This window comes from Methanospirillum sp. (genome assembly GCF_035560735.1).
In the GTDB taxonomy this organism is placed as follows: Archaea; Halobacteriota; Methanomicrobia; order Methanomicrobiales; family Methanospirillaceae; genus Methanospirillum.
This window is the reverse complement of the sequence record NZ_DATMYY010000322.1, coordinates 1-4,280: the sequence shown is the minus strand read 5'-3', so window position 1 is coordinate 4,280 and position 4,280 is coordinate 1. Positions and strand designations below refer to the sequence as shown.

Here is a 4,280-nt window from a genome sequence, read left to right as displayed (position 1 = left end):
TCAGGTTCATCCTTGCGCTGCGTTTTCATCTGAGCTTTGAACAAATCCGTTACCAGAGATGCACATCAGATTAGAGACATTTTGAATGGATAAAACGGCGGAATTTCACCGCAATCCTAAATATGACTTTGCTCGTCGCACGATTCCAGACCTGATCGTCACCGGTTCCGTCCACCTTTGCAATCCACCAGACACACCGTTCAGGAATTATACAGGTCTCACCGATCCGATCCTTGGTGACCGTACGGTAGATGAACGGACGACGAAACGAGGTCGTAACACCCTTGAGGATCTCCTGCATCTGGTCAGAAAGAGCAACATCATCGAGCGTGATAACGCTTCCGGGCTGCATCCCTTTGATGTAAAACAGGGCCTTCTCACTCATCCGCCCTTCAAGCCTGAACTCCTCGGGAACCTGGCTCATCATCGTCTCAAATGCATGAGACTTCCCTTTCCCGGACTCACCGGTCACAGATACATGCAGACCCCTGGCATTGATCACCTTCCGGGAAGCAAGTGACATCACAAGACACTCTGCCACCACCGGATCACCGATATGATCCAGTGCAAATGTCTCAAGCATGAACGAGAGCGGATCCCCGGTCTGAAGGATTGTTGACGCTTTCGGTTGGATATCTCCTGAAGAACCTGGATCATCAGGAGATCCAGGATCCGGAATTCTCACAGATTCAGCACCAGATCTCTTATCCGCAGCACTAGGTTTCTGATCTCTCGTCTTCTTTTCTTGTCCCGGTCCAGTCCCACGGGATGAACCGCCATCCATCATGACCCGAAGTTCTGGCCACCGCTGCCGTCCTCCTCCGCATGAGTCGTGATGACAACCCGCAAATATGGCCCCATTCGGGAACTGAATCGCGTATGCACCGTCGGTATGGTCCTGTGAAAACGGGCATTCATGAAGAACAAAGAGTTCTCCATGAGCGTATGGCCTCTTCCGGTAACCAAGCGAGTGATGATCGAGCCACTGTCCAAGGTCGAGAGGACTCTTGCTTCTGCTCTCCTGACCCCCAGACGACGGCAATGGTTCAATCTCTTTTGGAAACATTCCGGCAAGGGCGGTCAGGAATTCTTCAGAAACGATCTCCGGCTCAGAAATATCAGAGAGTATCTGTGCCTTCCGGTGAGGTCTGGCAGCAATGTTATCCCCTTTCCTGCTGGTCGTTCCATAGAGTTTCCAGATCCTTGCAGCATTGAAGACCGAGGTGTCAATCGTCGAGAATGCATCAGAGAAGAGAAGGTCCAGTGTCTCAAGCACACTTCTCACAAGATCCCGGGATTGATCATCGTTCGGAAGATGTATCCGAAAGAGTAGATGGGCACCGTTTCCAGAATCTGCCATAACCGGCTCTGGCCATCCAAGACCGGTAAGATATGCTGCTATCCGAGCTGCCTTCTCAATCGCTGATGTATGCTCTGGATCAGATGATGATACTCCTGACGGCCTGACCGGATCGATGTCTATTGCAAGCCATCTCCGGCAGAGAATATCCTTGTCTCCTGCAGACTTCTCGTCCTTGCCAAGCCGTGTCTCTATTCTGTTTGCCCGGCGGGCCAGAAGATCAGGGTTTACCGGGTTTAAAGTCACATAGATTCCCGAGTACTCACCCCGGTTATCAAACGAGACAGCATCTGCACTGAGTTTGTCAAAGTCATCATAATATCCTGAAGCAGTTCCTCTCTTTCCGATAAGCCTGACCTCAACAGTCTGACCCTGCTCAAATAGGATTGAACATGCAGAACGGATAGGATAAGGATGTGAAGCTGGGTCAGATCCAGGCATCATCCACCTCAACAGAGTCATACAAATCCCGGTCAATAAGAAGACAGATCATAAACCTGTCTTCTCCGGTGATAACAGACCTGCAGGCCGTGCACCTCTTCCCAAGACAGGGGACAAGAGCCGGTCCTGATGAGATAAATGGACAGATCCGGTCACCTGAGCGATTCATGAATCCCTCCTCTGATACGCAATGCTCCGCCTGGCAGGATCTGGTATATCAGCCAGGAGCTTGATGAAAAGATCCAGAACTGGACCATCCCGGGAAGGGGATTCTCACTGAGAAAGGAGGCAATTTCCTGAACTTCGTCTGAAAACCTTGAGATGTCACCTTTCCGGGTCCGCTTTACAGTGACAAAGATGATCTTCTTCCTGGTCCAGGCAACAAAATCAAACAGCCTTCCTGAGCCAGCAATTCTGAGGAAATGGTACCCAGCACGATTGAGTTCTGCACCGGCATGATACAGAGTACTCCTTGCAGTGAGGTTCGTCCCTGTCATTCTGCTCTCCTGGCTTTAAATCTGAATGCGAGATTGCAGGTGTGATATACAGAGAACAATGCTGAAGCGTGGATGCTCAATTTGAGTATCAATCTGCTGATATTATCCCGGTAATTTATATGATGCAACCGGGTTGACAGAAAGGTACAAACGCTCAAAAGATTATACTGGTAGTTTATCCCCGCCAATCTTCCTGGTCCGGCAAGATTGAGAAGTGTTGTGCGGGGTTTTTCAATTTTTAGTATACTATCATCTCCATGTCATCTGATCTGATGCCATACCGTTCTGTTTCCTCTTGAAACAGATAGAGCATAATCGTCTCTTAAGTTCAGCCCGTGTATCTCCTGATCCGATAGCCTTCAGGTTATCAGATACGAGCAGGATCACAGAAATTCCTCTGATGAGGAACGCCGATCTTGATGCAGAGTTACCGGGGAATTTTCGTGATTTATCTGGCCTGAAGAGGTGCTGAGGTATTGTCAGATTGAGTATGACACATGGTGATTCAGCACCCTGGTATCTAAAGATTAGGTAAACGGTGCGAAAGTGATCAGGGGGATCAGAGATTTCATCGGTTCATCCCCGGATCTCATATTCCAGTTCACTTGTGTGAGATTTCACTTTCGCAGGACCGAATGATCCTATAAAGCCCTGTCGATTTGATCACAGTCTGACAGTATCATGGACTGTCATGTTTCCTGATACAAAGCCTTCTGATCCTGAAGTCGTATTTCCTTCACTTCCTGATTCTAAGAGTATGAATCCGCTCCCGTTGATCAGGCTCTCTCCTAAGAGATCTGGATATGATACACGGCTCATGGTATAGGATCCGCGTTCAAGGATACCTGATGCAAACATGTGTGAACGACTTTCAGCATTATTTCTGTCAACGAGAAAGACACAGGCCAGTGGAGCAGGAGATACCCGGTCTTTTGTTGTATAATCAGAGAAGAGCACCGGACCTGTTCCATGAACTGACATCAGGGTTCCTGAATCTTCACCGGTAATTATCCGTGAGAGTTCTGAAGATCCTACTGTCATAACACGGGATACAAATGACCCGTTTGCATCCTCTCCAGATCCACACAGATGAACTGTTCCGTCAGTGCTGATAGTTGTACCAAGGTACTCTGCTCCGGTGAGAGAGGCAAGGATCAGAAGAACTGATCCGGTTGCCAGATAATTCCACCGCATTCTTCTCTCCTGGAAATCAGGCCAGGAGAGCAACGGTATCTGCCCAGGTTTCTATACCAGTGAGAATGCTGTCTGCTTCATATCCTGATACCACAACACTGTCACGCTTGAATGTGACAGAGAAGATCTCCCCGTTTGAGTTGTGGCATTTGAGAGCACAGCTGAAGGAGTCTTCAGAACTGTCATGAGACGGTGTTCCCCCCATTGCAGTGTTAATTGCTGTTGCAGCAACTATTGTGCTGATATTAGTGCTGAAAGCTGCAGAAGATGGAGCCCTGACTGATATCTGCCCTACAGTCTTCGCCTCTGCATTCTCATACACGATCTTTCCGGTGTAGTGTTCAGATCCCCTGACGACCCCGGCAACAGCCTTGTTGTTTGAGGTGTACGATGTGCATCCCCAGGGGTTGTTCTCGATCACGTCCTGGACAAGTGCCAGGAAGTTTGCTACGGTGTCGATGGGTGAACTGAGTTTTCGCTCAGCTGACTTGGTGACACTCTTGGTTGTAAAATCTGCCATTGTTCGATTCCCTGCCGCTTTTCACGGCTATGTATAATGTCGACGTGTGGATAAAAATAGATTCAAAGGGGAAGGAAAAGAGGAGAGGAGCAATGGAGAATTGGTGATCCGGGGGGTTTGAAGAATTTTTTTGTGCAGATGTGACTCATAAAATTTTATCCTCTGGATAGTGTGAAAATATAATGACCATTCTCCTTTGGGATATAGCCAAAATACCATACTACAGAGTTCAGTCAGATGATGTGGTAATACTATTACTATTGTAGGT

At 48.2% G+C, this 4,280-nt stretch carries 5 protein-coding genes; all 5 read right to left on the bottom strand.

Features of this window, described 5'->3' with window-relative positions:
• Positions 1-70 precede the first annotated feature (70 nt).
• The 5 genes from VN429_RS09470 to VN429_RS09450 all read right to left on the bottom strand — a co-directional run bounded on the left by VN429_RS09470 (position 71) and on the right by VN429_RS09450 (position 4,012).
• Positions 71-1,804, bottom strand: a complete 1,734-nt coding sequence (locus VN429_RS09470; protein WP_325632583.1) for a hypothetical protein — start codon at positions 1,802-1,804, stop codon at positions 71-73.
• A complete protein-coding gene (locus VN429_RS09465; protein WP_325632580.1) occupies positions 1,788-1,970 on the bottom strand; it encodes a hypothetical protein in 183 nt (60 codons plus the stop codon). Before VN429_RS09465 ends, VN429_RS09470 begins: the two co-directional genes overlap by 17 nt.
• Positions 1,954-2,298 (bottom strand): hypothetical protein, encoded by a 345-nt coding sequence (locus VN429_RS09460; RefSeq protein ID WP_325632578.1) that lies wholly within the window; start codon positions 2,296-2,298, stop codon positions 1,954-1,956. The genes VN429_RS09465 and VN429_RS09460 overlap by 17 nt, the downstream gene beginning before the upstream one ends.
• A 663-nt stretch (positions 2,299-2,961) precedes the next feature.
• A complete protein-coding gene (locus tag VN429_RS09455) occupies positions 2,962-3,492 on the bottom strand; it encodes a hypothetical protein (protein WP_325632576.1) in 531 nt (176 codons plus the stop codon).
• Between the two features lie 16 nt (positions 3,493-3,508).
• The gene (locus VN429_RS09450) at positions 3,509-4,012 is read right to left on the bottom strand and encodes a hypothetical protein (RefSeq protein ID WP_325632574.1); all 504 of its coding nucleotides are present in this window, start codon (positions 4,010-4,012) and stop codon (positions 3,509-3,511) included.
• Between the last annotated feature and the right edge of the window lie 268 nt (positions 4,013-4,280).

Excerpts from the sequence above, each read along its gene's own strand:
- VN429_RS09450 (WP_325632574.1), bottom strand. The coding sequence starts at position 4,012 with ATGGCAGATTTTACAACCAAGAGTGTCACCAAGTCAGCTGAGCGAAAA.
- VN429_RS09470 (WP_325632583.1), bottom strand. The coding sequence starts at position 1,804 with ATGATGCCTGGATCTGACCCAGCTTCACATCCTTATCCTATCCGTTCT.
- VN429_RS09465 (WP_325632580.1), bottom strand. The coding sequence starts at position 1,970 with ATGAATCGCTCAGGTGACCGGATCTGTCCATTTATCTCATCAGGACCG.
- VN429_RS09460 (WP_325632578.1), bottom strand. The coding sequence starts at position 2,298 with ATGACAGGGACGAACCTCACTGCAAGGAGTACTCTGTATCATGCCGGT.
- VN429_RS09455 (WP_325632576.1), bottom strand. The coding sequence starts at position 3,492 with ATGCGGTGGAATTATCTGGCAACCGGATCAGTTCTTCTGATCCTTGCC.